Source organism: Streptococcus sp. 29887 (assembly GCF_032595075.1).
Classification (GTDB): domain Bacteria; phylum Bacillota; class Bacilli; order Lactobacillales; family Streptococcaceae; genus Streptococcus; species Streptococcus iners.
In genome coordinates this window covers 349,279-375,851 of sequence record NZ_CP118735.1, presented here as the reverse complement: position 1 = coordinate 375,851, position 26,573 = coordinate 349,279, and the positions used below count along the sequence as shown (strand labels likewise).

The following is a 26,573-nucleotide window of genomic DNA, read 5'->3' as shown; positions in this document are numbered from 1 at the left end:
TAAACCTTTTCAACTTTTGTTACATATTTACACCAAGTATATGAATACAAGTAATTCATCGCTACCAAAACAAACGAGTTCCATGAACCTGATCCACAGGTATTTTTTCTAGTAATTCAGGCACATTGTCCACTGTCAAGCCACCACCAATTAAGATTTCTATCTTACCTTGGGCATAGGAAACAAGCTCCTGCAACCAATCGACATTATTCAAGGCTGACCCCGTCAAACTGCCTCTTGTCAAAATCCGTGTCACTCCATGGGCTGCCAGCCAATCAATAGCCTCAAATTGACGTTGGCGAGGGATTTGATCAAAAGCCATGTGAAAAACAATTTGGCAACCCTGCGACACAGCAAACAAGCGTTCCAAAGCAACTTGATCCAGCCAATTATCCTCTGTTAAAACACCAAATACTAAGCCATCTGAGCCTAGTTCTTTGGCAACCTTACAGTCTTCCACCATCATCTCAATCTCTGCCTCATCGTAGCAAAAATCACCACCACGAGGGCGAATCATGGTCATGACAGTCGCATCGTTTTCATGAGCTAGTCGAACAACATAGTTAATCACTCCATAGCTCGGAGTCGTTCCCCCAACTGCTAAATTATCACAAAGTTCTATCCGCTGGGCACCCATTGAGATAGCTTTTGCTACATCTATATGATTTTCCGAACAAAATTCTTTTATCATTTTCATTCCTCTTAAGTCTTTTTCTTAAGTATACCAAAAAAGAGTATATTAACCAATACTCTTTTCGGTAATCAAAAAATCCTTTAGCGAAATCAGCAGAACTGCTAGTAGAATACAAACCATGCCGACTAAATCCATGCTCGTAAAAACCTCATTAACCAACCACACTGCAAAAATAATGGAAGCAACAGGTTCAATAGAAGCTAGCAAGCTGGCATTGACCGGGCCGACCATGGTAACCCCTTTGAGAAAAACTGTATAGGCAAAGATGGTACCGACACCAACAATCCCCACTAAGCCAAACATACTTCCACTATCTAATTGAAGGGGTTCTTGCCAGGTCTGTAAACCAAAAGTAACCATCAGCCCTCCCATCAACATCCCCAGACCAATGACCGACAAACTACCATACTGGTCAATGACTTGGGCAGGTAGGATAATATAGAGAGCATAGGTCAGGGCTGAGAAAAGTCCCCAAGCTAAACCAAGCGGGGTAATCGCTAGTTCAGTCAACTGTCCATGGGTTGCCATAAAAAAGGTTCCTACAATTGCCAAGACAATCGAAATCACTTCAACCCCTGTCGGTCTTTGCCTATCTTTCAAGCAAGTATAGGCTAGCACTAAGATAGGGCAGAGGTATTGGAGAACTGTTGCCGTTGCCGCATTTGTATAAGCAATAGCCTGTAAATAAGCCAGCTGATTGAGGGCTAGGCCAAACAAGGCAAAAAGACATACCGCTAGCAAAGCGCGTCCATTTTTCAAGAGTGCCAGCAAATTTCTCCTAGCTGTCACAGCACACAGACCGAGCAAAACAAGACCTGAAACCATCAGGCGCATGGAGGTAATCAACTGTACAGACATGCCTCGTCCGATTAAATACTGTCCACTCACCCCTGACAAGCCCCAGGCAATCCCTGCTATTAAGGTTATCAAGGTTCCCCATCTTTTTTCAGTCATCCTAACTCCTTCATCTCGTGTCAATAGTCCCATTATACCAAAAGAGTAGGACCACGTCCCACTCTTTTCTTACAATTAGGTTGCTAAACCGACAAATTCCACAAAGCGCATAAAGGCCGCCTGACCTTCTGGAGTTCGTTTATAGACACCTGCATCTTCTAGGACACGGGCAAAAATTTGTCCGACGGAATCTCGAATAACTTGTTCGACGGTTTCTTCCGTCGCATCTGGGTGAGCTGTTTTCAGGCTTTCCGCCCAAGGTTGATGATAGGCTGCCACCTGACTAGCTTGACCCAGTAAGTATTTCTTGACTTCAGCCAATTCCGCCTTCAAACGTGGAGGCAAAATCGCCAAGCCCATGACCTCAATCAAGCCAATGTTTTCTTTCTTGATATGTTGGACATCTGGGTGTGGATGGTAGATACCGTCTGGAAATTCTACCGAGGTCTGATTGTCGCGGAGAACTAAATCCAACTCGTACACATCTCCTCGTTTCCGAGCAATCGGGGTAATGGTATGATGGGGCGTTCCATCCGTTTCAGCCTTAATCTGAACGGCATCATCTGAGTAGCTCCGCCATTTTTCCAAAATCTTAGCCGCCAGGCTCAATAGCGCTGGCTTATCTGCCGAGCTCAAACGAATAACCGACATAGGCCACTTGACAAGGCCAGCAGATACGGACTCAAAGCCCTCAAAGACCAGCTGGCGTTCTATCGCTGCCTTTTCCATGGCAAAACTATGCCGCCCACCTTGATAGTGATTATGGGTCAAGATGGAGCCACCCGAGATGGGGAGGTCTGAGTTGGATCCGACAAAATAATCTGGAAAGATGTCCAGCAAGTCCAACAGCTGTTCAAAGGTTTGGGGACTGATAACCATTGGAACATGCTCTTGGTTCAAGAAAATAGCATGTTCATTGTAGTAGGCATAAGGCGAATACTGGAAGCCCCACTTTTCCTTGCCAAGATCTAAGCGAATAATGCGGTGGTTGGCGCGTGCTGGATGATTAATCCGACCTTGATAGCCCTCGTTTTCCATACAAAGCAGGCACTGAGGGTAATTAGAAGCTTCTGCTAAACGGGCTGCCGCAATGGCTTTGGGATCCTTCTCAGGTTTGGACAGGTTGATGGTAATTTCTAGGTGGCCGTAGTCTGTCGGTGTCTGATAGTAGATATTTTTCGCAACAGCAGCCACCTTGATGTAGTCATTACGCTTGCTCAAGGCATAGAAATCTGCCACAGCCTGCTCTGGACTGTCCTGGTAGGTCTGCCAAAAATCACGATTGACCTGACTAGGACTTGGCGTGATTAAGTCCATCAAACAAGCCCCAACCATGTCCTGTTCTTCCAATAATTCTCCAACAAAACCAGTTCCAACCCCGTGAGCCAATAATTCTTCCTTGAGTTCAATCAAGTCCTCTAACTCCGTTTGGACAGTCAAAACTTGCTCTCCCACCAGAGCCAAGACCCGATTGCGTAGGTAAAGGGCATCCATTTCCTCAAAATCACTGTTGGCAATAACCTGCTCAACAAAACGATCCACCAATCCAGCCATCATTTCTCCAATCTATTTTCGAGATAAAACGCGAGAGCCTCCAGCAATCTCCGCTACATAGAAGCTTGGCTCATAGCCAACCACTTCAGTGTAGGTCTTGCCGACATTTTCCGTGAAGGCTTCAACCTTATCCTTGTGGACAATGGCAATGCCACAGCCACCGAAACCAGCTCCTGTCATCCGAGCCCCGAGAACCCCTTCTTGTTCCCAAGCGGTATGGGCCAAGGTGTCCAACTCTAAACCTGTCACTTCATAATCATGCTCCAGGGAAACATGGGAAGCATTGACCAAACGACCAAAGGTTGCCAAATCCCCTTCTTCCAAGGCCTTACGAGCTTGCAAGGTCCGTTGGTTTTCCAAGACAGCATGGCGGGCACGCTTGATACGGTTTTCATCTTTGATTAAGTAACTATATTGGTCAAAGGTCCACTCATCCAATTCACCTAGAGTTTGAATAGTCAAGACTGCATTCAATTCTTCCACAGCTTTTTCACATTCTGCCCGGCGCTCGTTGTACTTAGAATCCGCCAATTCACGACGTTTGTTGGTGTTCATGATGACGATCACATGGTCACCCAAATCCAGCGGTACCAATTCATATTCAAGTGTATTGGTATCTAGATAAATGGCACGCTGGTCTGCTCCCATACCGATTGCAAACTGGTCCATAATCCCAGAATTGACACCGATAAAATGATTTTCCGTCTGTTTGCCGATTTTCACCAAATCAAGTCGCGTCAATTCAAGTCCATACAATTCTTCTGCGATAATACCGATCAAGAGTTCCAAGGAAGCTGATGATGACAAGCCTGAACCATTTGGAATATTTCCGTAAACAAAGACTTCCATCCCTGTATCAATGACATGCCCTGCTTCTTGCAAGAATTTAAGAACTCCCTTAGCATAGTTGGTCCAGTTGTCCGCCTTGTCGAAAACCAAGTTGTTCAAATCTACCTCAATCACACCAACTTCTTCAAAGTTAGCAGAATAGAAACGCAAAACTTGGTCATCACGTTTGCGAGCAGCCCCGTAGGTTCCCAAGGTAATAGCCGCAGGGAAAACATGACCACCGTTGTAGTCTGTATGCTCACCAATCAGGTTAATCCGCCCAGGTGAGAAGAAAGTCGCATCCGCCTCTTGACCAAACACATCGAGAAAGGCTTGCTTGAGTTGTTCTGTGTTCATAGGAACCTCCTTGATTTTGTAATCGTTTTCTTTTATTGTACAACACAAAAAAACAAAAGTCAATAAATTTACTAAAGTTTTACTAATTTTAATTTTTGTGCTATACTAGATACAAATAGATAGGAGAATCCCATGGTTACTATTAAAGACATCGCTGAAAAGGCTCAATTATCATCTGCCACCATTTCCCGCGTACTCAAGAACGACCTGACCCTATCCGTCAGCCAAGAAACCCGCGACCGCATTTTCAACTTGGCACAGGAATTGGGCTACACCAAACACATCAAAAAACAAGCACCTCAACAAAAGGGCACCATCGGCATTGTCCAATGGTACACTGAAAGCGAAGAGCTGGCCGACCTCTACTACTATTCCATCCGTGCCAGCATCGAGCAGACCGCTAGCCTCCTGGGCTATCAAATCGTCCGCTCCTTCAACGACCTGACCAATCCCCTCCTCCAAGAAGTGGACGGCATCATCGCGGTTGGCAAATTTTCTTCTGGGCAAATAGCAGAGCTAGCCAGCTTATCACCCAAGCTGATTTTTGTGGATTCTGATACACTGACCGAAGGATTTTCCTGCATCACGACTGACTTTGAACACTCTGTACAGACAGTTATTAACCACTTCCATTCACAAGGTCTGACAGACATTGGTCTCCTAGTTGGACAGGAAGAAACCACAGACGGCCACCAACTGCCAACAGACCCCCGCCTGACTGCCTTTCGTGACTACCTAAACACCTTGGGTATTCTCCAAGAAAGCTATATCTACCAAGGAAAATTCTCCACCCAGTCGGGCTATGAGCTGATGAGCCAGGCTATTGAGGATCTAGGCGACCAACTACCGTCAGCTTTCTTCATGGCCAATGACACCTTGGCAGTCGGTGCCCTTCGAGCCCTTCAAGAGCGTCAAATCGCAGTGCCCGATAGAGTTCAACTCATCACCTTTAACGATACAGCCATCACCCGTCAGGTCTATCCAGCCCTGTCTTCTATCAGCGTCTTCACCGAAGAAATGGGCCAGGAAGCCATGCAGCTGCTAGACCGTATCATAACTAGTCCACACCCCCACCATCCCCGTAAAATTAAGCTAGGTACTCAGCTGGTTATTCGGGAGAGTTCTTATTGAAAGTGTAAAAACCGAGAGTTCCAACGAATTCTCGGTTTGCTTCTATTCATTTTAATCCAACAACTTAGCCAATTCCTGAGCCAAGAGTTGTTGTGCAACTTGTGGGTTGGCTTGTCCTTTAGTCGCTTTCATCAAGAAGCCTGTAAAGGCCTTATCGGCATTGCGTTTGCCAGACTTGAAGTCAGCTACAGCCGCTTCATTATCCGCAAAGACTTGGTGGATAATCGGAATGAGGACAGCTGGATCTGAAATCTGTACCAAACCAGCCTTCTCAACGTAAGCCTTAGCAGAGCCACCTTCCTTAGCCAGGTGAACAAAGACTTTCTTAGCAATCTTAGATGAAATGGTTCCATCTGCAATCAAGGCTATCATTTCAACCAAGTTTTCTGGTGTTAGAGCGATTTGCTCAATAGTCTTACCTTCAGCATTGAGGAATTGAGCTACTTCACCCTGCAACCAGTTGGACACTTGTTTGGCATCGCCACCTGCTGCCACTGCTGCTTCAAAGAAGTCAGACAGAGCTTTGGTTGATGTCAATTGACCTGCATCATATGCTGTCAAGCCCAAGTTTTCCACATAGTGAACACGGCGAGCCTTAGGAAAGACTGGCAATTCTGCACGTACTTCCTCAATCCAGCTATCGTCAATCTCATAGAGCGGTAGATCTGGCTCTGGGAAGTAACGGTAGTCCGCTGAACCTTCCTTGACCCGCATAAGAATAGTTTCCCCAGTAGATTCATCGTAACGGCGAGTTTCCTGCTGGATTTGACCACCTGAACGCAAGATTTTGGCCTGACGTTCTACTTCATGCTGCAAGCCCTTGCGAACATAGTTGAAGGAGTTGAGGTTTTTCAACTCAGTCTTGGTACCAAATTTCTCCTGACCATAGGGGCGAAGAGAGATGTTAGCATCCACGCGCATAGAACCTTCTTCCATCTTGACATCTGAAATACCAGTGTACTGGATGATTTCTTTAAGGGCTGTCAAGTAGGCATAGGCCTCTTCAGGCGAGCGCATATCGGCTTCTGATACAATCTCAATCAATGGCACGCCCTGACGGTTGAGGTCTACATAAGAGTAGCCGTCTGTCCCGTGGGTATTCTTACCAGCATCCTCCTCCAAATGCGCACGTTCGATACGGATTTTCTTGGTTGAACCGTCTTCTAGCTCAATCTCAATCCAACCATTGTAGCCGATTGGCTCGTCAAACTGGGAAATTTGATAGGCTTTCGGGTTATCAGGATAGAAATAGTTCTTCCGGTCAAAGTGCATTTCCTTGTGAATGTCCATGTTCAAGGCCAAGGCTGCCTTGATACCAGCATCCACAACACCCTTGTTGAGAACTGGAAGGACACCTGGGAAGGACCAGTCAATCACATTAGTATTGGCATTTGGGTCCTCACCAAAATGAGCAGATGAAGGTGAGAAAATTTTCGAGTTGGTATTCAACTCCACATGGACTTCTAGACCAATAATCGTTTCAAAGTTCATTAGTTAGCACCTCCAAAAATCACAGGTTGTTGCTTGTGGTAGTCTGTTGTCGCTTCAAAGGCAGCAGCCACTTGGTAAATGGTTTCTTCTGAATATTTTGGACCAATCAACTGCAAGCCAACAGGCAAGCCTTCTACAAAACCAGCAGGAATCGAAATACCTGGAAGACCTGCCAAGTTGACAGGAATAGTCAAGAGATCCGCCAAGTACATGGCCACAGGGTCATGGTTGAGCGTGTCCAAACCAAAGGCAACCGTCGGAGCAGTTGGCCCCAAAATCAAGTCATAGTCCGCAAAGACTTTCTCAAAATCTTGGATAATTAAAGTCCGCACCTGACCAGCCTTCTTGAAGTAGGCATCGTAGTAACCAGACGATAAACTGAATGTTCCCAACATGATACGACGTTTAACTTCCTCACCAAAACCTTGGCTACGGGTTTTCACGTAAATCTCATCCAAGTTTGTCGCATCTTCTGCACGGAAACCATAACGGATTCCGTCAAAACGTTGCAAGTTAGAAGAAGCCTCTGATGAAGCAATGATGTAGTAAACGGCAACCCCATACTTAGAATGTGGCAGGCTGACTTCCTCGATAATCGCCCCCAGGCTTTCCAAGTGCTTAGCCGCCTTGAGAATAGTTTCCTTAACCTGCGGATCAATCCCTTCGCCCATGTATTCTTTTGGCAGAGCAATCTTCATACCCTTGATGTCCTGACCAATCTTGCTAGTGAAGTCAGCAATTTCATTGATGGTTGATGTCGCATCCTTGACATCATGGCCAGAAATAACATTCAATAATTGAGCATTTTCCTTAACTGTCTGTGAAAATGGACCAATCTGGTCAAGAGATGAACCAAAGGCAATCAAACCAAAACGTGACACCGTTCCATAGGTCGGTTTCATACCAACGATACCATTAAAGGCTGCAGGCTGGCGGATGGAGCCGCCTGTGTCAGAACCGAGTGACAAACGGACCTGACCAGACGCAACAGCAGCAGCTGAGCCACCTGATGAACCACCAGGAACTTTTGTCTGGTCCCAAGCATTTTTGGTCGGTTTGAAGGCAGAGTTCTCATTAGAACCACCCATAGCAAATTCATCCATGTTGGTCTTACCAACAACAATCATATCCTTGGCATAGGCTTGGGAAACTGATGTCGCATCGAAAATCGGCTCATAATTATAAAGCATTTTTGAAGCAGCAGTGGTCAAAATCCCCTTCGTAGAGATATTATCCTTAACTGCCAAGGGAATACCAGCCATAACATTGTTCGCGTCAATTCCCTTTTCATCAAGAGCAACCGCCTGCGCCAAGGCCGCATCTTCTGTGATAGTCAAGAAAGCATCCACTGCTCCCTCACGGCTCTTAATGTCTTCCAAGGTTGCCTTGGTCAACTCAACCGCAGAAATCTCCTTCTTGACAAGGAGATCATGCAATTCATCAATGGTTTTATTGTTAAAAGTCATTAGGCATCTCCTCCCCCGTCTAGAATAGCTGGTACCTTGATAAAGTTATCTTGTGATTCAGGCACATTTTTAAAGAGCTCCTCACGGCTCTCACCTTTTTGGGCAATATCTGCTCGCAAGACATTCTTACGGTCAGCCATGGTTGTCGTTACCGCCACACCTGTCGTATCTACTTCATTGAGCAATTCAACCATATCGACAATCTTGCTCAAACTTGTCGCAAATTCCGCTGTTTCCTGGTCCGAAAATTCCAGCTTGGACAGCTTGGCAACGTGACGGACTTCAGCTTCAGAAATCTTCATTCTTACTTTCCTCCTAATGGAAATCTATCTTCTCATTATACCATATTTCCAGCTCCACACAAAGGTAGATATTCCCTCCGATGGAAGCTTTTTTTCGGCAAAAAACCAGTCTAACGACTGGTTCCTAAACCCTAATCTATAATGGTCGCACCAAGCACATGGCGCAGATGGTTGAGAGCAAACTGATGGCTCTCCTCCGTCAATGCGGCAATTGCAGAAGCCACGACCTCAATCCGATAGCCTTTATTGTAGGCATCAATGGCTGTATGCAGGACACAGATATCAGACAGGACACCTGTCAAGACCACCGTATCCACCCGACGTTCTCTCAAACGAACATCCAAATCCGTCCCAGAAAAGGCCGAGTAATGCCGCTTGTCCATCCAACGAACACGGGCATGATTCTTGTTTTCGCTATAAAAATCCGCCAAAGGACCATACAAATCTCGCCCGTCTGTTCCCATGATATTGTGAGGTGGAAAGAGCTTGCTTTCAGGATGCAAGTCATCCCCCTCTTCATGACCATCAATGGCAAAAACGATATAGTCCCCATTTTCAAAGGCTTCCCTTGTCACCTGGGCAATCCGCTCAGCAATAGCCTGAGCAGGTTTCCCCGCGGTTAATTTGCCATGGTCAGCCACAAAATCAACCGTATAATCAATCGAAATCAATGCTTTTGTCATCTTAGTAGTCACGTTTCTTAATTTCATCAAAGATAGCTGGAATGAGGACCTTCAAATAAGTTCCTTTCATACCAAGCGAACGACTTTCAATAATCCCTGCACTCTCCAACTTGCGCAGGGCATTGACGATCACAGAGCGAGTAATGCCGATACGATCTGCAATAACAGAAGCCGTCAATTGACCTTCATTACCATTCAATTCGCCCAAAATAGCCGCAACAGCCTTCATTTCAGAATAGGAAAGGGTATTAACCGCCATATTGACCGCTGCACGACGACGAATATTTTTCTCATCCTCTTCCCGCTGGAAGTTGAGCAATTGAATACCTACTACTGTTGCCGCAATCTCAACCAAAATCAAATCTTCTTCGTGGAATTGCTCTTCATTGCGCCAGATAATCAAGCTGCCAAAACGGATTCCCGTCACATGGATAGGAGCAATGGTGGTCAAACCATTCGGGTAGATCGAACGAGATTCCACAGGAATAGCTGTCAGCTCACTCTCAACTGGCAAGTTAACCTGGGTATCATAGACCTGAGCAATCGATTTTACATATTCTTCTGGATACTGTTTGTTAATATAGAACTCTTCAACCCTGTCATTATTGGTCTTGTAGTTCATATGATAACCCAAAATCTCACCCTCACTATTGATAATGCAGGCGTTGCAATCAATTATATCAGATAAGTGCTCCGCGATGGCATTGTAAGGCAATTCTTCTGCCAATTGCTCTTCGGAACGCTTCAAAATAGAAGTAATATCCCGAGTTTTTTCTAATAATGTTGTCATATGTTCCTCTTTTTACTGTAATTACACTTATTATACCGAATTATTAGGCAAATTTCAACAATTATCAGAAAATTTACTATTTTTGAAATAGTACTTACAATTTCAAGTAAGAAAAAGGGAGTGGGAAAGAACTCGACCAGTCTAAAAAGAGTTCGTCTTCCCACCCCCGCACAGTTGATTAGGTCAGATTTGGAGTGTGAAACACGAATAAATCTGCCAATCAACCACTGCGCTGAGATGTTGACACGAACTCTGAGAAGCGAGGCTGGACTTTCTGCCCAGCCTCCAATCTTATCTACGGTATTGACGCAAGAAACGAGTCATTTTTTCCTGAATTTCTGCCAATTCGTCTACACGTGGCAGATAGACAATTCGGAAATGGTCTGGATCTTTCCAGTTGAAACCACGACCATGAACAAGCAAGACTTTTTCCTGTTTTAAGAAATCCAAGACAAACTGTTCATCATCGTCCACTCGGTACATATCGCGGTCAATCTTAGGAAAGACATATAATCCCGCCTTTGGCTTGACTGCTGATAAACCAGGAATATCATTGATAGCCTTGGTAATAAATTCTCGTTGTTCGTACAGACGACCACCTGGCATGAGTAGTTTGTCAACAGATTGAACACCGCCCAAGGAAGTCTGAACAACTTGCTGAGCCAATACGTTTGAACACAAGCGCATATTGGACAACATGTTCAAGCCTTCGATATAGCCTTTCACATGTTTCTTAGGTCCAGACAAGACCATCCAACCCACACGGAAACCACAGATACGATGGGATTTTGACAAACCATTCATGGTCACGACAAATAAGTCCGGTGCCAAGGTCGCAATCGGAATATGAACCGCACCGTCAAAGACCATCCGATCATAAATCTCATCAGAGAAAATAATCAATTCATGTCTGCGAGCAATATCAATAATTCCCTCCAAGACCTCTTTGGGATAAAGAGCACCCGTTGGGTTGTTAGGGTTGATCAAAACAATGGCCTTGGTCCGTGACGTCACTTTGGCCTCCATATCAGCCAAGTCTGGGTACCAATCCGCCGCCTCATCACAGACATAATGGACAGCCTTACCACCAGCCAAACTCACAGCTGCCGTCCAAAGTGGATAGTCAGGCATAGGTACCAAAACCTCATCCCCATTGTCTAGCAAGCCCTGCATAGACATAACAATCAGCTCACTGACACCATTACCAATATAAATATCTTCGATATCCACATTTGGAAACTTCTTCAACTGACAATACTGCATAATCGCCTTACGGGCTGAAAAAATTCCCTTACTATCAGAATAACCTTCTGACTTGCGAGCATTGTGGATGAGGTCACGAATAACCTCATCTGGAGCAGTAAAACCAAATTCAGCAGGGTTTCCTGTATTCAGGCGTAAAATCTGCTCACCGTTGGCACGCATACGCATAGCTTCTTCCAAAACTGGACCACGAATATCATAAGCTACATCATCTAATTTAGTTGATTTATTAAACTGTTTCATGTCGTCACCTCGACTTTCTTCTATTTTTCTATTTTACTTTAAAAGCAAAAAAAGCACAAGAATACCTTTACATTTTCTAAAAAAAGACTTATAATATAAATGTAATAATAATCTATCATTCTAGAAATGAAGACTTGCTGAAAGGAGTGACTAGTATGACACAATCTTACAAGACCATCCTCGTAGCTGTCGATGGATCCACAGGTGCTGAATTAGCTCTGCACAAGGCAATTCATGTTGCCAAACGCAACCAGGCTCGATTGGTTATTGCCCATGTAATCGACACACGTGCCCTTCACAATGTTGTTGCCTTTGATGCCTCTGTCTATGAAACATTAGAAAAAGAAGCGGAGCTATTGCTAGAAGAGTACAAACAAAGCGCTGTTGAAGCTGGATTGGCAGAAGTTCAAATCCATATCGAATTTGGTAATCCCAAAACACTCTTGGCAGTCGATATTCCTAAAGAAACTGGTGCCGATCTCATGTTACTTGGAGCAACAGGTCTTAACGCCTTCGAACGCCTCCTAATCGGTTCTTCTTCCGAATACATCATGCGCCACGCAAATATTGATTTGCTCATCGTCCGCGATGGTGAAAAAAGCTTATAAAACACGAAAAGAGGCTGGGCAAAAACTAGCCAATAACTAAAAAAATACACAGACAGATTGAGCTGCTTCAGATGAAATCCAGCCGAACTGTCTGTGTTTTTCTTTCTGTTTCTACTCTCTTGGACTAATTTCTTAGCCAATTTCGTTAGATTCATGCTCATTAGGAGGAATCCTATCTCTGTTTCAACCACCTTTTGACCTCTGACATGGACTCTGCGCACGCCAAAAACACCCTTCATCCTACCAAATACAGGTTCGACATCCACCTTGCGTTTGGCATAAATGCGGGCTCCCTCTTTACTTGTCAATTCCTCTTTGACTAAGTTCTTGAAATAGTTCCACGTAGGATTATACTGAATTTGTTTGAGGTTTCCTTTTTCCGTCCGTGCTAACTGGTCTAACTCTTTACTAGCTTGTACAGGATCAGCTTCGTAAATCTTAATATCTTTCTCAAATCCATACTTGTCCATTCTTCGTGAATAATTCTTAAACGAGTAGACAACCCCATCTGGCTTTATCCATTGGTCAGAATCTTCCAAGTAAGTCCAGTTTTCAGGATTGGCATCACTCTTCTTGTAGCTTTTCTTCTGCTCTTTCTGATATGTTCCGTAGGGAATCAGAGGTGTTTTCTCCAGGTCATCAAGGATAAAGCTATAATTTTCTTCACTACCATAACCTGCATCTGCGACAATGTGTTTAAAGAGTTCTAGGGTTTGGATGGATTGAAGAAAAGGCTTGAGTGTACGAGTGTCAGTTGGATTCGGAAACAGTCCGTAAGCTAAGGCAAACTGGCTGTTTGTGCCAAGTTGGAGGTTGTAGCCCGGTTTGAGCTGACCATTCTTCATATGATCCTCTTTCATTCTCATGAATGTAGCGTCGGGATCTGTTTTTGAGTAGGAGTTTCGTTCTTGTAAAATCTGTTTATCTCGTTCGTACTTCTGTTTCCGAACAAGACAATCTTCTTTCAACTTTCTCTTGAGTTTCTTAATTCTTCTTCGTTTCTGTCTGTTGGCTGAGCCACCTTTGATGACTTTAGGCTCTTGTGAGATAGCTTCTTCCACCTCATCCAATACTTGTTCGGTTTCTTGTAGGAGTTGGTTTAGTCCCTCGCTAGTGAGGCATTCTTCCTTGGACAAGGCAGTATTCACCCCTTCTTGGACTAGTTTGTCATAAAGGGCAGAAATGTTTCCATTCAAGGCATCTTCGTAGCGTTCAACGGCCTTTTTCCACGTGAAGGAATACTTGTTGGCATCAGCTTCTACCTTTGTTCCATCAATGAAGAGAGCCTCATCTTCAATCAAGCCATTCTCTCTGAGGAGGAGGGTGAAGTAAATGAAGGTAGTTTTGATGAGCTGATTGGCGTGTGTGCTAGCCCGAAAACTGTTTATGGTCCGATAACAGACATAGGTATCCTGACTCAGCCATTTCATAGGAATGACTTCTTCATTCATTTGAACGATTTTCCGACCAGAGAATACCTGGCGAGCGTAGGCAAACAGGGTCATTTTAAGCAACATAGCTGGATGAAAGGCAGGACGACCTGTGTGGGAAGTTTCTTCTAACAGAACGGATAAAGGAATAGTATCCACAAACTGACTAATCAGACGAGCCTCATGCGTTGCAGGTAAATCCCAAGCAATATTTAATTCCAAACTTAACTGATTTGTGTTATACTGTTTATACATTTTCATGCCTTTCTAGTTGTTTTGTCGTTATTATAATTATAAAGCATGAAATGGAAAACGAGCAACTCCTAATTGGAATTGCTCGTTTTTTTACTGTGAGAAGCTAGTTTTTGCCCAGCCTCTTTTCATCTGTCTTTCAAGCTCTTTAGCAATCTTTTTCTCCGGTGCAAACTTCTCTTCCCAGTCCTCTGGCTTTAGAATTTTGTGAGTAATCGGATCAAAATGCGCCCTACCATCCGGAAAAACTTTTCCCATATTGGCAGTATGCACCAAATCAAAAATAGGTGCTGGATCTACCCCCATTAAGACAAAAGAACCATAGGTAAAATACAAAATGTCCAAGAGAGCATCTGCCTGGTCCTGCAATGATCTACTAGCCGGACCCTTGCCTTTCACCTTTTCAACGGCCTTATCCAAGCCATCATGCAACTGATGAACATACTCTTGAAAAGCCTCCTCACTTTCCGAAGAGGCATGCAAAAATTCTACTATCTCCTCAAGCTTAAAGCTAGAACGGTACAGCGCCATCTGCCCATCATATACCCTTGGACTTTCCTGAGTATCACCATCCATCAAGGCATGAAAAGCTTTCACACGATTAAAATTCTCATCTCTGCTCTGAAACATTGTTTTCCTCCAGTAAACCTAACTGAACGAATGCCTTATAAATACCATCGCGGTTGTTGCTATCTGTCACAAATGAGGCCACCTTACGCACTCTCTTAGTTCCATTTCCCATAGCCACCGAATGTTTAATGGCCTTTAACATTTCATAGTCATTATTCGAATCGCCAAAAGCCACAACTTCATCTAAACTAAAACGATATTTCTCAGCAACCTTTAAAATTCCAGATAGTTTTGAACTCCCCTTACTGATAATATCCGTTGCATAGGGGCTGGAACGAGTAAAAGACAAGTCCTGACATCCTGCTTCCAATTCTCTGGTTTCTCTCTCTGTTGTCAGCATCATGAGCTGATAAATCGGCTGTTCCAAATACCCCCTCAGGTTTGTCTGTCGCTGCGGTCGAACCAAGCGCACCAGACGGTTAAAAATAAAATTCACCAAACCAGCAAATCTATCAGGAATGAGGCGACTAAGACGATAGGCAACATTTCCTGTCCCTGTGGACATAATTCTGCTACCAAAAACTCCCTTCGATGTTCCAAGAGCCAAATCCTTATGGTTGATCCGAGCATAATCCATCATCTGTTCAACTTGTCCAACTTCTAAAGCACGGCTATGGAGAACCTCTTCTCGCGAAAAAATGTATTGACCATTGTAAGTAATCGCCAAATCCAAACCTAGACTAGCCATATATTGCAAGACAAATCGAGGGTCCCGACCAGTTGCCAAGCCAATCAGTATCCCCTTTGCTTTCAAGGAATTGATGGCTGAGATGGTTGATTTACTCACTGTACGTTTATCTGTCAATAAGGTACCATCAATATCAAAAAATACAGCCTTAATCGCCAACCATCTCACCACCTTTCTTAGAATTGTGTTACAATTAGTATAACACAAATTGAAAGAAACAGAAAATTTATGAAAAAAATTCTCGCCCTACACACAGGTGGAACTATTTCCATGCAAGCCGACCAAGAAGGTCATGTGACAAGCAGTCAAGTCAATCCAATGACACAAATCGACACACCCATTGAAGAAATACAAGTCACATCCATCGATTTTCTCAATGTTCCAAGCCCTCATATCCGTTTGGAACACATGATGACCCTCTATCAAAAAATCAAGACTGAACAAGCAAACTTTGATGGTTTTGTCATTACCCACGGCACCGATACACTTGAAGAAACAGCCTATTTTCTCGATACCATGGCCATACCGGAAAAACCAATTGTATTAACTGGGGCCATGCGTTCATCCAATGAACTTGGTAGCGACGGAGTTTACAACTACCAAACAGCCCTCCGTGTCGCAGCGGATGAAAAGTCTGCAGACAAGGGAGTGCTAGTCGTTATGAATGATGAAATTCATGCCGCCAAGTATGTTACCAAGACCCATACAACCAATGTATCTACCTTCCAAACACCAACGCATGGGCCGCTTGGACTGGTTACCAAACGTGAAATTCTCTACTTTAAAACAGCTGAACCACGCGTACGCTTTGACCTGTCAGCTCTATCAGGAACAGTTCCAATCATCAAGGCCTATGCAGACATGGACACTGTTCTCCTCGAAGCTCTGACAAAAACTGACATTTCTGGACTAGTTATCGAAGCACTTGGAGCAGGTAACCTCCCACCCACTATCCTTCCAACTATCAAAAAACTCCTGGAACGAGGACTTCCTATTATTCTAGTTTCTCGTTGCTTTAACGGCATTGCCGAACCCGTTTACGCCTATCAAGGCGGTGGCATTCAGCTAGAACAAGACGGCATCCTCTTTGTCAAAGAATTAAATGCACAAAAAGCTCGCCTGAAACTACTAATTGCCCTCAATGCCGGCTTAAAAGGACAAGCCTTAGCTGACTACATCCAAGGCTAATCACAGCTGCACGCTCAAAACCACAAAAGACCGAACAATCGGTCTTTTTTCAATCTTTCAAATCTAATCTAATTCTTCCTTATCCTTCAAATGTTTCAGCAAAACTGACCAGTTTGGATTTTCCTGCCAATTTTCTTCACTAACAATCTTACTAGCAACTCGTCTAGCCTCCTCCAGAATTGGATAATCTTCAACAATATTAGCTACCTGAAATTCTGGTAAACCCGATTGGCGAGTACCAAAAATTTCACCAGACCCACGCATTTTTAAATCTGCCTCAGCTAGTATAAAACCGTCCGTCGTTTCTGTCATAATCTTCATCCGTTCCTTACCCGACTCTGTTTTAGGATTAGCTACCAAAATAGCATAGGACTGCTTATGCCCACGTCCAACACGCCCCCTCAACTGATGAAGCTGACTTAAACCAAAACGGTCGGCATCCATAATAACCATAACTGTTGCATTAGGGACATTGACACCGACTTCAATAACGGTTGTCGAAACCAAAATATCAGTCTTTTGCTCCTTAAAGGCCTGCATAATGGAATCCTTTTCTTCATTCTTCATCTTACCATGCAACAAATCCACAGTAAATTGTCCACCAAAATGAGCTTGTAAGTCAACCTGCAAGTCAATTGCATTTTTCAAATCCAAGGCCTCAGACTCGTCAATTAAGGGAGAAATAAAATAAACTTGAGCTCCCTTTTTTAATTCCTTTTCAAGCCATTCTAAAACGGTAGGCAACTGCTGATGCTTGACCCATCGAGTAATAATGGGTTTCCGTCCAGCAGGTAATTGGTTGATAATAGAAACATCCATATCTCCAAAGGCTGTTATAGCCAAGGTTCTAGGAATAGGCGTTGCTGTCATCATGAGCACATCAGGATTATCCCCCTTTTCTCTAAACAAACGCCTTTGTTTAACACCAAATCGATGTTGCTCGTCAGTCACGACAAGCCCTAGCTTGTGATATACTACACCCTCTTGTATCAATGCATGGGTACCAACTATCATCTGAACCCGTCCATCAGAAATCGCCTCTAAAGTAGTCCTACGCTCGGAAACCTTCATCCCACCCGTTAAGAGCGCAATAGATAAATCGGGGAATAGCTGGCACAAACTCTCATAATGCTGTTCTGCCAAAATTTCTGTTGGAACCATAATAGCCGCTTGCATACCAGCACTTACCGCTGCCAACATCGCCAAGCCTGCAACTACTGTCTTACCAGACCCCACATCTCCCTGCAACAAGCGGTTCATATGGAGAGAAGCTCCCATATCAGCCAAAATCTCTTCCAAAGCAGTTAGTTGCGCGTCCGTCAAAAGAAAAGGTAGTTTCCCAATTTGCCTGTCCAATTCTACCTTATCAAAATCAATCTTCAAACCACTAGAAAGGTCACGGTTCCCAGCTTTCAACAATTGCAATTGCAACTGGAAATAAAATAATTCTTCAAACTTAATGCGGCGCAAGGCTTGACGGTATTCATCCAGATTAGACGGAAAATGCATAGCAAAAACAGCCTGTTTTCGATTTAAAAGACGATACTTCTCTAATAAAACTACCGGCAAATTCTCATCCAACAAATCCAAATAACCATTATCAACTGCTGATTTAATAGCTTTGACCAACTGAGATTGAGAAATACCTTGAGCCACATGATAGACCGGCTGTAAATCCTCAGCTACCTGAGCCAACAACTTCATACCAGTCAAACTAGCCTTTGCCTTATCCCACTTACCCCAAATTGCAATGTCCTGCCCCATTGCAATCTTATCAGCTAAGTAAGGCTGATTGAAAAAAGAAACCGACAGAACTATCTCACCCTGCTTAATCGAGAAACGTAGCCGATTTCTCTTATAACCATAATACTGCACATTAGCCGGAGATACCACGCTACCAACCACTACAGCCTTTTCCCCATCTTGCAAATCTAATATAGACTTACTTTCAAAGTCCTCGTACCGAAATGGATAATAAGTTAATAACTGCCCAATCGTCTCAAGATTCAATTTTAAAAATTTCTCTGCTGATTTTGGACCAATTCCAGGCAAAACCGATAAATGATCTGATAAAGTTTTCATAATTCAATTATACTATAAAAATAAGCAGTAAAAACAAAAAAAGGGCATTGCCCTTCAATATAGTCCGTACGGGATTCGAACCCGTGTTACCGCCGTGAAAAGGCGGTGTCTTAACCCCTTGACCAACGGACCATGTAACTAAAGATTTCTCTTTACTCCGCCAACAGGGCTCGAACCTGTGACATCATGATTAACAGTCATGCGCTCTACCAACTGAGCTATGGCGGAATTTCGCTAAGCGACTACCGTATCTCACAGGGGGCAACCCCCAACTACTTCAGGCGTTCTAGGGCTTAACTGCTGTGTTCGGCATGGGAACAGGTGTATCTCCTAGGCTATCGTCACTTAACTACTGAGTTTTGTCAACTCAAAATTGAATATCTATATTCTAACAAGAAACCGAACGCTTGTCAATATTGACTTCGTTGAATTTTGCTTATCTAGGATAAGTCCTCGAGCGATTAGTATTGGTCCGCTACATGTGTCGCCACACTTCCACTTCCAACCTATCTACCTGATCATCTCTCAGGGCTCTTACTAACATAAAGTTATGGGAAATCTCATCTTGAGGTGGGTTTCACACTTAGATGCTTTCAGCGTTTATCCCGTCCCTACATAGCTACCCAGCGATGCCTTTGGCAAGACAACTGGTACACCAGCGGTAAGTCCACTCTGGTCCTCTCGTACTAGGAGCAGATCCTCTCAAATTTCCTACGCCCGCGACGGATAGGGACCGAACTGTCTCACGACGTTCTGAACCCAGCTCGCGTGCCGCTTTAATGGGCGAACAGCCCAACCCTTGGGACCGACTACAGCCCCAGGATGCGACGAGCCGACATCGAGGTGCCAAACCTCCCCGTCGATGTGAACTCTTGGGGGAGATAAGCCTGTTATCCCCAGGGTAGCTTTTATCCGTTGAGCGATGGCCCTTCCATACGGAACCACCGGATCACTAAGCCCGACTTTCGTCCCTGCTCGAGTTGTAGCTCTCGCAGTCAAGCTCCCTTATACCTTTACACTCTGCGAATGATTTCCAACCATTCTGAGGGAACCTTTGGGCGCCTCCGTTACCTTTTAGGAGGCGACCGCCCCAGTCAAACTGCCCGTCAGACACTGTCTCCGTAGATGATAAACCTACCGGGTTAGAGTAGCCATAACACAAGGGTAGTATCCCAACAGCGCCTCAGTCGAAACTGGCGTCCCGACTTCGTAGGCTCCTACCTATCCTGTACATGTGGTACAGATACTCAATATCAAACTGCAGTAAAGCTCCATGGGGTCTTTCCGTCCTGTCGCGGGTAACCTGCATCTTCACAGGTACTAAAATTTCACCGAGTCTCTCGTTGAGACAGTGCCCAAATCATTACGCCTTTCGTGCGGGTCGGAACTTACCCGACAAGGAATTTCGCTACCTTAGGACCGTTATAGTTACGGCCGCCGTTTACTGGGGCTTCAATTCAGATCTTCGCTTGCGCTAAACCCTCCTCTTAACCTTCCAGCACCGGGCAGGCGTCACCCCCTATACATCATCTTACGATTTAGCAGAGAGCTGTGTTTTTGATAAACAGTTGCTTGGGCCTATTCACTGCGGCTGACGTAAAGTCAGCACCCCTTCTCCCGAAGTTACGGGGTCATTTTGCCGAGTTCCTTAACGAGAGTTCTCTCGCTCACCTGAGGCTACTCGCCTCGACTACCTGTGTCGGTTTGCGGTACGGGTAGAGTATGATACAACGCTAGAAGCTTTTCTCGGCAGTGTGACGTCACTAACTTCGCTACTTAACTTCGCTCCCCATCACAGCTCAATGTTATAGATACAAGCATTTGACTCATATCACACCTCACTGCTTAGACGGGCACTTCCAATCGCCCGCTTTAGTTAGCCTACTGCGTCCCTCCATCACTTCATACTCTAGTACAGGAATATCAACCTGTTGTCCATCGGATACACCTTTCGGTCTCTCCTTAGGTCCCGACTAACCCAGGGCGGACGAGCCTTCCCCTGGAAACCTTAGTCTTACGGTGGATGGGATTCTCACCCATCTTTCGCTACTCATACCGGCATTCTCACTTCTATGCGTTCCAGCACTCCTCACGGTATACCTTCTTCACACATAGAACGCTCTCCTACCATAACACCTAAGTGTTATCCACAGCTTCGGTAAATTGTTTTAGCCCCGGTACATTTTCGGCGCAGGGTCACTCGACTAGTGAGCTATTACGCACTCTTTGAATGAATAGCTGCTTCTAAGCTAACATCCTAGTTGTCTGTGCAACCCCACATCCTTTTCCACTTAACAATTATTTTGGGACCTTAGCTGGTGGTCTGGGCTGTTTCCCTTTCGACTACGGATCTTAGCACTCGCAGTCTGACTGCCGACCATAAATCATTGGCATTCGGAGTTTATCTGAAATCAGTAAACCGAGATGGCCCCCTCATCCAAACAGTGCTCTACCTCCAAGATTCTTAATGTCGACGCTAGCCCTAAAGCTATTTCGGAGAGAACCAGCTATCTCCAAGTTCGTTTGGAATTTCTCCGCTACCCACAAGTCATCCAAGCACTTTTCAACGTGCCCTGGTTCGGTCCTCCAGTGCGTCTTACCGCACCTTCAACCTGCTCATGGGTAGGTCACATGGTTTCGGGTCTACGTCATGATACTAAAGCGCCCTATTCAGACTCGGTTTCCCTACGGCTCCGTCTCTTCAACTTAACCTCGCATCATAACGTAACTCGCCGGTTCATTCTACAAAAGGCACGCTCTCACCCATTAACGGGCTCGAACTTGTTGTAGGCACACGGTTTCAGGTTCTATTTCACTCCCCTTCCGGGGTACTTTTCACCTTTCCCTCACGGTACTGGTTCACTATCGGTCACTAGAGAGTATTTAGGGTTGGGAGATGGTCCTCCCGGATTCCGACGAGATTTCGCGTGTCTCGCCGTACTCAGGATACTGCTAGGTATAAAGACTATTTCAAATACGAGGCTATTACTCTCTTTGGCTTACCTTCCCAGGTAATTCTTCTATACTCTTTAAGTCCACATTGCAGTCCTACAACCCCGAAGAGTAAACTCTTCGGTTTGCCCTCCTGCCGTTTCGCTCGCCGCTACTAAGGCAATCGCTTTTGCTTTCTCTTCCTGCAGCTACTTAGATGTTTCAGTTCACTGCGTCTTCCTCTACACTACCTTAACAGTAGTGAGTGACAGGCATTACCTGCCGGGTTCCCCCATTCGGACATCCCTGGATCATTGCTTACTTACAGCTCCCCAAGGCATTTCGTCGTTAGTCACGTCCTTCATCGGCTTCTAGTGCCAAGGCATCCACCGTGCGCCCTTATTAACTTAACCTTATTAACCTAATTTTTAAAAAAATTAGAAAACTCATTAAATATTCACAGCGTTTTCGGTTTATTTTCTTGTTACTATTTCTTAATGTATCCTTGCAGATACATCAGGAATGTTTGATAGATATTCAATTTTCAATGGACAAAATCTTAACAACTTCCGTTGTTAATGGAGCCTAGCGGGATCGAACCGCTGACCTCCTGCGTGCAAAGCAGGCGCTCTCCCAGCTGAGCTAAGGCCCCACAAGACCTCTCAAAATTAAAGAAGACTAACGTACAGGTTCCATTTCCTTAGAAAGGAGGTGATCCAGCCGCACCTTCCGATACGGCTACCTTGTTACGACTTCACCCCAATCATCTATCCCACCTTAGGCGGCTGGCTCCTAAAAGGTTACCTCACCGACTTCGGGTGTTACAAACTCTCGTGGTGTGACGGGCGGTGTGTACAAGGCCCGGGAACGTATTCACCGCGGCGTGCTGATCCGCGATTACTAGCGATTCCGACTTCATGTAGGCGAGTTGCAGCCTACAATCCGAACTGAGACTGGCTTTAAGAGATTAGCTTGCCGTCACCGACTTGCGACTCGTTGTACCAGCCATTGTAGCACGTGTGTAGCCCAGGTCATAAGGGGCATGATGATTTGACGTCATCCCCACCTTCCTCCGGTTTATTACCGGCAGTCTCGCTAGAGTGCCCAACTGAATGATGGCAACTAACAATAGGGGTTGCGCTCGTTGCGGGACTTAACCCAACATCTCACGACACGAGCTGACGACAACCATGCACCACCTGTCACCAGTGCTCCGAAGAGAAACCCTATCTCTAGGGCGGTCACTGGGATGTCAAGACCTGGTAAGGTTCTTCGCGTTGCTTCGAATTAAACCACATGCTCCACCGCTTGTGCGGGCCCCCGTCAATTCCTTTGAGTTTCAACCTTGCGGTCGTACTCCCCAGGCGGAGTGCTTAATGCGTTAGCTGCGGCACTGAGTCCCGGAAAGGACCCAACACCTAGCACTCATCGTTTACGGCGTGGACTACCAGGGTATCTAATCCTGTTCGCTCCCCACGCTTTCGAGCCTCAGCGTCAGTTACAGACCAGAGAGCCGCTTTCGCCACCGGTGTTCCTCCATATATCTACGCATTTCACCGCTACACATGGAATTCCACTCTCCCCTTCTGCACTCAAGTTTGACAGTTTCCAAAGCGTACTATGGTTAAGCCACAGCCTTTTACTTCAGACTTATCAAACCGCCTGCGCTCGCTTTACGCCCAATAAATCCGGACAACGCTCGGGACCTACGTATTACCGCGGCTGCTGGCACGTAGTTAGCCGTCCCTTTCTGGTAAGATACCGTCAAGTGAGAAACTTTCCACTCTTCTCACAGTTCTTCTCTTACAACAGAGCTTTACGATCCGAAAACCTTCTTCACTCACGCGGCGTTGCTCGGTCAGGGTTGCCCCCATTGCCGAAGATTCCCTACTGCTGCCTCCCGTAGGAGTCTGGGCCGTGTCTCAGTCCCAGTGTGGCCGATCACCCTCTCAGGTCGGCTATGTATCGATGCCTTGGTGAGCCGTTACCCCACCAACTAGCTAATACAACGCAGGTCCATCTCATAGTGAAGCAATTGCTCCTTTCAAACATCTACCATGCGATAAATGTTGTTATGCGGTATTAGCTATCGTTTCCAATAGTTATCCCCCGCTATGAGGCAGGTTACCTACGCGTTACTCACCCGTTCGCGACTCACTTATCTCGGTGGAGCAAGCTCCGGTGAAATAAGTGCGTTCCACTTGCATGTATTAGGCACGCCGCCAGCGTTCGTCCTGAGCCAGGATCAAACTCTCATAAAAAGTTTTGATTCAAACTCAAGCTATCACTAGCTTTCCGTTTTATTGTTTTTGTTCATTGACGATTTATCATTCGATAAATCACCCTGCACGTTTGGTTCGTCTTCTTTAATTTTCAAAGGTCTTGTTGTTATCGCTCTCTCGCGACAACTATCTTAGTTTATCATTTCTTCAACTGCTTGTCAACACTTTTTTGAAACTTTTTTAATTTCTTTTTTCGTGTTGTGTCGCTTCAGATTTGACAACTCAATTATTCTATCATCTTCATTTGACCTTGTCAACTACTTTTTGAAACTTTTTTTCAAACGGTTAACAGGTTCTCTAAAAGACAACTCAATCATTCTATCATCTTCCGTTCCGGCTGTCAAGAACTTTTTAATATTTTTTTCATGCCACTGTTCTCTCGAAATTATATGTAAAAGAAAAAGTTGCTCACTATTTCTAGCTTGAATACAGTTTACAAGAACAAACTTAAGCGAAACTGAAGGTTTTCATACTCATTTAGAATCAGGAGGAAAGCTATCTACCAATCAAATGGAATGCAGAGTATTTCAATTTTGAAGTTTTTGAGCAGAGTACGGCTAGTCGCCAATCTGAACTTAAATATTGAATTTTTACACATAGTAATTGTTCTTGCATGCTATTTTTAATTTTTATTGAGTATTATTTCTTGTTTGTCAGATATGTTATAAATGTCTAAAATGAAGAACTACTTCTAGCTAGCAACTTATTATTTTCATTTACAGGTACAAAAAAGTCGCTAGACTATTCTAACGACTTTCTTATTATACACGCTCAACTTTGCCTGATTTAAGAGCACGAGCTGAAGCCCAAACTTTTTTAGGTTTACCATCAATCAAAACAGTAACTTTTTGAAGGTTTGGTTTAACTGCGCGTTTTGTTTGGTTCATAGCGTGTGAACGGTTGTTACCTGATACAGTCTTACGACCAGTAAAATAACATACTTTAGCCATTGTATATTCCTCCTCATTTGATCAAATATATAGGATGTGCTAGCACCACATACCATACTATTCTAACAGAAAAGAATGGACTTGGCAAGAAATATTTTTATTTTTTATTCTCATTCTTCTTGCTAGCTAGGCTAGAGCAATTTCAGATGCTTGGTAATTTGTTTTTCCTTCTATAAAAGAACTTCATTTTGCTTTAGTAGAAATAGGGCTTAGACAATAGTGCACGGACCAGGTTTGCAAAAAAAGAACCCAACATTTGTCAGGTTCTCAGTATTATTCTATTTAAGCTTTGTTTGCTCGAAATCAAAGATTTTTCACAAAATCATTAAGCTTTATTGGCTGAACCAAATACGTCGATGCGCTCTTCAACAGATGCTTGGATAGCTTTTACGCCGTCAGCCAAGAATTTACGTGGGTCAAAGAGTTTTTTCTTGTCGTATTCTGCTTCGTTTGCTTCATAAGCTGCTGCAAATTTACGAGTTGCGTTTGCAAATGCGATTTGGCACTCAGTGTTAACGTTAACTTTAGCAACACCCAATTTGATTGCTTCTTGGATTTGCTCATCTGGAATACCAGAACCACCGTGCAATACGATTGGGAAACCTGGTACAGCTTCAGTCAATTTACGCAAGTGGTCAAGGTCAAGACCTTCCCAGTTTGCTGGGTATGGACCGTGGATGTTACCGATACCAGCTGCCAAGAAGTCAATACCAGTTGCAACCATTGCCACTGCATCTTCGATTGGAGCCAATTCACCAGTACCAACGATACCGTCTTCTTCACCACCGATAGTACCAACTTCAGCCTCAACTGAGATACCTTTAGCGTGAGCCAATTCTACAACTTCTTTAGCTTTTGCAAGGTTTTCTTCAACTGGAAGGTGTGAACCATCAAACATGATAGAAGTGTAACCAACTTCGATACACTCAAGTGCATCTTCGTAGTGACCATGGTCAAGGTGAATCGCAACTGGAACAGTGATGTTCATTGACTCGATCAAGTTAGCGATCAAGTTGCGAGCTACTTTGTAGCCACCCATGTACTTAGCTGCACCCATAGAAGTTTGGATAAGAACTGGAGCTTGTTTTGCTTCTGCTGCACGCAAGATAGCTTGAGTCCACTCAAGGTTGTTTGTGTTAAATCCACCAACTGCATAACCGTTGTCACGCGCTGCTTGGACAAATTTTTCTGCTGAAACTAATGGCATTTCGATAGCCTCCTAATATTTTTTGAGGTTGTACCTCATACCCTTCTATTCTACCATTTTTATTTTGAAAATGCTAGTTGAAACTATACTGTTTTGAGAAAATTTTCACATATGTTTCATGATAAAATAACTTCTCTCCATATAAATGCTCTTGCTTCGTATTTCTTGCTTTTAAATTTTCCAGTGAAACTTGATAATCCTCTGAAGACGTCCAACTTCTATTTATAGAAAACAAGTCGCGAGATTAAAAATTACATATTCAAAAGACAAAGTAAAAGGACTAGCCTTAGCTAGTCCACTTATGCGGAGAGTGGGACTTGAACCCACACGACCTAAAGCGGTCACAGGATCCTTAGTCCTGCGCGTCTGCCAATTCCGCCATCCCCGCTTAACACAAGAACTAGTATAACACGAGAATGGACAGCTGTCAACACTTTTTTGAAAAAAATAATTATTTTTTCATTGAAAGTTCTATAATGAAGTTAGCCACCTTGCCTTGCTCAAAAATATTTATTTCACTATCTTTGGGTAAGCTGGTAATTTCATTTGATAACAGGCTTGAAGTTGTT

General features: G+C 44.3%; 16 protein-coding genes, 4 tRNA genes, 3 rRNA genes and 2 pseudogenes. 3 read left to right on the top strand and 22 right to left on the bottom strand.

The genetic code is table 11. The features are described from left to right. Positions 1–61: 61 nt before the first annotated feature. The 4 genes from PW252_RS01880 to PW252_RS01865 all read right to left on the bottom strand — a co-directional run bounded on the left by PW252_RS01880 (position 62) and on the right by PW252_RS01865 (position 4,387). Positions 62–691 carry a copper homeostasis protein CutC gene (locus tag PW252_RS01880; RefSeq protein WP_248050207.1) on the bottom strand — a complete coding sequence of 210 codons (630 nt, stop codon included), beginning with the start codon at positions 689–691 and terminating at the stop codon, positions 62–64. Positions 692–739: 48 nt separating this feature from the next. Continuing rightward, positions 740–1,648 (bottom strand): DMT family transporter, encoded by a 909-nt coding sequence (locus PW252_RS01875; RefSeq protein WP_248050210.1) that lies wholly within the window; start codon positions 1,646–1,648, stop codon positions 740–742. A gap of 75 nt (positions 1,649–1,723) precedes the next feature. Next, positions 1,724–3,205 carry a UDP-glucose--hexose-1-phosphate uridylyltransferase gene (galT, locus tag PW252_RS01870; protein ID WP_248050212.1) on the bottom strand — a complete coding sequence of 494 codons (1,482 nt, stop codon included), beginning with the start codon at positions 3,203–3,205 and terminating at the stop codon, positions 1,724–1,726. A gap of 9 nt (positions 3,206–3,214) precedes the next feature. After that, positions 3,215–4,387, bottom strand: coding sequence for a galactokinase (locus tag PW252_RS01865; protein ID WP_248050214.1), 1,173 nt, complete (start codon positions 4,385–4,387; stop codon positions 3,215–3,217). Between the two features lie 132 nt (positions 4,388–4,519). Between PW252_RS01865 and PW252_RS01860 the strand changes: the two genes are divergently transcribed. Beyond that, the gene (locus tag PW252_RS01860; protein ID WP_248050215.1) at positions 4,520–5,518 is read left to right on the top strand and encodes a LacI family DNA-binding transcriptional regulator; all 999 of its coding nucleotides are present in this window, start codon (positions 4,520–4,522) and stop codon (positions 5,516–5,518) included. Between the two features lie 51 nt (positions 5,519–5,569). Here the strand turns inward: PW252_RS01860 and gatB are convergent, their stop codons facing one another. The 6 genes from gatB to PW252_RS01830 form a co-directional block, all read right to left on the bottom strand. Beyond that, positions 5,570–7,009, bottom strand: coding sequence for an Asp-tRNA(Asn)/Glu-tRNA(Gln) amidotransferase subunit GatB (gene gatB / locus PW252_RS01855; protein WP_248050216.1), 1,440 nt, complete (start codon positions 7,007–7,009; stop codon positions 5,570–5,572). Next, entirely contained in the window at positions 7,009–8,475 is a 1,467-nt protein-coding gene (gene gatA / locus PW252_RS01850) for an Asp-tRNA(Asn)/Glu-tRNA(Gln) amidotransferase subunit GatA (RefSeq protein WP_248050217.1), read from the bottom strand. Before gatA ends, gatB begins: the two co-directional genes overlap by 1 nt. After that, positions 8,475–8,777 (bottom strand): Asp-tRNA(Asn)/Glu-tRNA(Gln) amidotransferase subunit GatC, encoded by a 303-nt coding sequence (gene gatC / locus PW252_RS01845; RefSeq protein WP_011921930.1) that lies wholly within the window; start codon positions 8,775–8,777, stop codon positions 8,475–8,477. Before gatC ends, gatA begins: the two co-directional genes overlap by 1 nt. A 131-nt stretch (positions 8,778–8,908) precedes the next feature. Beyond that, a complete protein-coding gene (locus tag PW252_RS01840; protein WP_248050220.1) occupies positions 8,909–9,460 on the bottom strand; it encodes a cysteine hydrolase family protein in 552 nt (183 codons plus the stop codon). Position 9,461: 1 nt separating this feature from the next. Continuing rightward, positions 9,462–10,250, bottom strand: a complete 789-nt coding sequence (gene codY / locus PW252_RS01835; RefSeq protein ID WP_105118588.1) for a GTP-sensing pleiotropic transcriptional regulator CodY — start codon at positions 10,248–10,250, stop codon at positions 9,462–9,464. A gap of 291 nt (positions 10,251–10,541) precedes the next feature. Beyond that, complete coding sequence (locus PW252_RS01830; RefSeq protein WP_105118589.1) at positions 10,542–11,756, bottom strand: pyridoxal phosphate-dependent aminotransferase; 1,215 nt, start codon at positions 11,754–11,756, stop codon at positions 10,542–10,544. Positions 11,757–11,911: 155 nt separating this feature from the next. Here PW252_RS01830 and PW252_RS01825 point away from each other — a divergent pair, with 155 nt between their 5' ends. Further along, a complete protein-coding gene (locus tag PW252_RS01825; RefSeq protein ID WP_105118590.1) occupies positions 11,912–12,364 on the top strand; it encodes a universal stress protein in 453 nt (150 codons plus the stop codon). A 124-nt stretch (positions 12,365–12,488) separates the two neighbouring features. On the opposite strand, the pseudogene PW252_RS01820 reads toward PW252_RS01825, so the two are convergent. Beyond that, positions 12,489–14,049, bottom strand: a pseudogene (locus PW252_RS01820) (IS1182 family transposase); the annotation flags it as partial. A gap of 90 nt (positions 14,050–14,139) precedes the next feature. After that, positions 14,140–15,523: pseudogene (locus PW252_RS01815) on the bottom strand (Cof-type HAD-IIB family hydrolase). 69 nt (positions 15,524–15,592) lie between these two features. Between PW252_RS01815 and PW252_RS01810 the strand changes: the two are divergent. Continuing rightward, positions 15,593–16,552 (top strand): asparaginase, encoded by a 960-nt coding sequence (locus PW252_RS01810; protein ID WP_248051619.1) that lies wholly within the window; start codon positions 15,593–15,595, stop codon positions 16,550–16,552. A gap of 63 nt (positions 16,553–16,615) precedes the next feature. Here the strand turns inward: PW252_RS01810 and recG are convergent, their stop codons facing one another. The 10 genes from recG to PW252_RS01760 all read right to left on the bottom strand — a co-directional run bounded on the left by recG (position 16,616) and on the right by PW252_RS01760 (position 26,392). Continuing rightward, entirely contained in the window at positions 16,616–18,634 is a 2,019-nt protein-coding gene (gene recG, locus PW252_RS01805; RefSeq protein ID WP_248051621.1) for an ATP-dependent DNA helicase RecG, read from the bottom strand. Positions 18,635–18,694: 60 nt separating this feature from the next. Beyond that, positions 18,695–18,766: transfer RNA gene (locus tag PW252_RS01800), tRNA-Glu, on the bottom strand. Between the two features lie 23 nt (positions 18,767–18,789). Next, positions 18,790–18,862: transfer RNA gene (locus tag PW252_RS01795), tRNA-Asn, on the bottom strand. 5 nt (positions 18,863–18,867) lie between these two features. Then, positions 18,868–18,983: ribosomal RNA gene (gene rrf / locus PW252_RS01790) — 5S ribosomal RNA — on the bottom strand. Between the two features lie 92 nt (positions 18,984–19,075). After that, positions 19,076–21,978: ribosomal RNA gene (locus tag PW252_RS01785) — 23S ribosomal RNA — on the bottom strand. A gap of 166 nt (positions 21,979–22,144) precedes the next feature. Continuing rightward, positions 22,145–22,217 (bottom strand) — tRNA-Ala (locus tag PW252_RS01780). A 52-nt stretch (positions 22,218–22,269) separates the two neighbouring features. Beyond that, positions 22,270–23,826 (bottom strand): 16S ribosomal RNA (locus PW252_RS01775). Together the 16S, 23S and 5S rRNA genes with 3 tRNA genes alongside form the textbook arrangement of a ribosomal RNA operon. A gap of 782 nt (positions 23,827–24,608) precedes the next feature. Continuing rightward, positions 24,609–24,797: a 50S ribosomal protein L28 gene (gene rpmB / locus PW252_RS01770; protein WP_001140948.1), complete on the bottom strand. Its 189-nt coding sequence runs from the start codon at positions 24,795–24,797 to the stop codon at positions 24,609–24,611. 325 nt (positions 24,798–25,122) lie between these two features. After that, positions 25,123–26,004, bottom strand: coding sequence for a class II fructose-bisphosphate aldolase (locus PW252_RS01765; protein ID WP_105109964.1), 882 nt, complete (start codon positions 26,002–26,004; stop codon positions 25,123–25,125). A gap of 302 nt (positions 26,005–26,306) precedes the next feature. Beyond that, positions 26,307–26,392, bottom strand: a tRNA-Leu gene (locus PW252_RS01760). Between the last annotated feature and the right edge of the window lie 181 nt (positions 26,393–26,573).